Source organism: Rhodococcus sp. P3_B8 (assembly GCF_056402775.1).
Genome location: NZ_JBFUGT010000526.1, coordinates 1 through 2,759, shown reverse-complemented (window position 1 = coordinate 2,759; position 2,759 = coordinate 1). Strand labels below are relative to the sequence as shown.

2 protein-coding genes are annotated in these 2,759 nt (G+C 67.5%); one reads left to right on the top strand and one right to left on the bottom strand.

What is annotated here, in order from left to right; genetic code table 11:
* Positions 1–653 precede the first annotated feature (653 nt).
* Positions 654–1,079 (bottom strand): pyridoxamine 5'-phosphate oxidase family protein, encoded by a 426-nt coding sequence (locus AC1D1G_RS44045; protein WP_477956804.1) that lies wholly within the window; start codon positions 1,077–1,079, stop codon positions 654–656.
* Between the two features lie 261 nt (positions 1,080–1,340).
* On the opposite strand from AC1D1G_RS44045, the gene AC1D1G_RS44040 reads away from it, so the two are divergent.
* Positions 1,341–2,759: GAF domain-containing sensor histidine kinase (locus AC1D1G_RS44040; RefSeq protein WP_477956803.1), on the top strand; the 1,419-nt coding region annotated here is incomplete at its 3' end.

Sequence of the window (2,759 nt, the reverse complement as noted above, 5' to 3'; positions counted from 1 at the left end):
CGGATCGTCGATGAGCACAGCAGTTTGTGCATGTCCGCTCTGCAGTTCGGCGCGAGACTGATCGTTCAGGCGGGTGTTGGTCACCGTTCCGAACGCCGCCGCGAACGGGACCATGATCAGGACGAAGGTGATCATGACGGCCGCGACGACGACATCGAGACGGTCCCTGGTCCGCATGAGGGGATTTCGGCTCCACGGAGTCAGTCTCCACCAGTGTGATGTGGATGACTGATGGGTATTCATCCCGTGCCTCCTCGGCCATCCTTGCGCAATCCGAGTCTTCCGCACCCAGGGCGCGCGGCGTAGAGCACAAGGTCATCGGCAGAAGTGACAGAGAGAGCACCTTCCCAGCCGCGTTCCACGGGGGGTGCGTGGACGGCGGTCCGGCATGCCGGCACTGGCCTCCAAGGACGCCCGGACGAGTTACCTTCGGCCCTGGAACTGAGCTCGCTGGACCGCACCGAGCCGAAGCATCGTCACCCACACGACGACGGTGGCACGTCCCGCCCCGTCCGCCCCGTCCGATGCGATGAGCTGAGCGTGCCCCGAGACGAAGAGTCGAGTGCGTCTCCGGCCCCAGTGCCGGAGAAATCGGTGGTGATCGCGCCGCTACCGAGGCCAAGTCCGACCACGGTCACCACGCAGTGGGAGCCCTATCGCTGGTCGCCTGCCAGCCGGGGCAGGGTCAGGCGGCGGCCAGTGACGTACTCGATGTCGAGGACGAGGTAACAATCCGAGGACCGGATCGTCCACGGCGAGGGGCCGGTGTGGTCGAACCCGCACAGATACTCGGTGCCGGTAGCGGTGCGGGCGTGACCGAGCACGACCACACTCCATCCGGCGCGGGTTCCCGACTCGACATGCCCGGCCTCGAATGCCACGAATGTCCGATCGAAGCGGGCGAACCAGGACTCGTTCTCGGTCGCGATGACAATCTCGGCGCGGGGGGCGGCGAAGGTCACCAGCCGGACCGCGGGCAGGGCGTCCTCGGTGTAGAGCAGACGACCTGTGGGCACCGACTGCAATGCGTGGACGCATTCGGTCGGGGTCAGGGTGCCGTCAKKGTCGGAGGTGCGCATCACACTGTGGTCTTCTTTCCAGACGCATTCGGTCGGGTGCGTGCGCCTACCTCCTTCAGCATGAGCSTGTCGTCCCGGCAGGGTTAGAGTCCTAAGTCGTTACCACTGTCGCTCGGCGTCACCAGTGCCGCAGCGGCCACCCGTGACCGGGTTTGACCTCGACGAGATGGGGATATCCTCGGGGTGCACGCGCCACCGCCCGGCAGCGTCCGCGTTCTCAACGGCGGGCGCATGAGGAAGTGGCGCAGAAAGCTGGTGACGATGCCAGGAGACGACGAATCACTGCTGCTCGACACGCTCTCGCAACTGCGGCTCCAGCAGATGCTGGCCGAGATGCAGGACCGCATCGAGCAGATGACCGCCTCCCGGGAGCAGTTCGACGGACTGCTCGAGGCGATGCTCACCGTCTCCTCCGGCCTCGACCTGGCAGCGACACTGCGGCGGATCGTCGACGCGGCCATCAGGCTGGTCGACTGCCGATACGGAGCCCTCGGCGTGCTCAACCACAGCGGAGACGGGTTGCAGGAATTCGTCTACGCGGGCATCGACGACGACACCCGCCGCCTGATCGGGGAGTTGCCGACCGGGCACGGCCTTCTCGGCCTACTCATCGACCGCCCCGCACCGCTGCGCCTGGACGACATCACCGGGCACGCCGCGTCTGTGGGGTTCCCCGCACATCACCCGCCGATGCGCAGCTTCCTCGGCGTGCCGATCCGCATCCGCGGGCAGGTCTACGGCAACCTCTACCTCACCGACAAAGCCGCAGGCCAGCCTTTCACCGAGGACGACGAAATCCTCATCGAAGCCCTCGCCGCGGCCGCCGGGATCGCCATCGACAACGCCCGCCTCTTCGAACAAGCACGACAACGCCAGCAGTGGCAGCAAGCGGCCAGCGACATCCGCGGTGAACTGCTCGCCGCCATCGACCCCAGCGAAGTGCTCGACCTGATCGCCCGCCGGGCCCGCCACCTGGCCGACGCCGACCACGTCCTGATCGCCCGACCCGATGACCTCGAGCAAGAGGCCGCCGACGTCACCACCCTCACCGTCACCGCGTACGCCGGAACCGATCCGAGCGTGCCCGGCATGCGGATCGGCGTCGACGACACCGCCATCGGCCGGGTCTACCGCACCGGGACACTGATCCGGGTCCCGGAGATCAGCGACACCGGCCCACCCGGCGGTTCGGCGGTGCTGCTGCCGTTGCGGGTGTCCGCGGACTCGGTGACCGGGGTCCTCGCCCTCATCCGCAGCCGCGGCCGGGAACCGTTCGACGACCGCCAACTGCCCCTGGCCGCCGCCTTCGCCGACCAGGCCGCCCTCGCGTTGAAACTGGCCGATGATCAACGCCAACTGACCGCCCTGTCGCTGATCGCCGAACGGGACCGGATCGCCCGTGACCTGCACGACCACGTCATCCAACGACTGTTCGCGCACGGCCTGCACCTGCAAAGCGCCCACGGGCGGACCCGCGTCCCCGAAGGCCGGCAACGATTGTCGGAGATGATCGACGACGTCCAGGACATCATCACCGACGTCCGGACCGCCATCTTCGAACTGCACGACGGAGGGAACGACGGGTTCGCCCTGCGCCCGGCGTTGACCGCGATCATCACCGAACAAACCGGTGAGAGCGGACTGCGCACCACCGTGCGCATGACCGGCCCGCTGAACGTG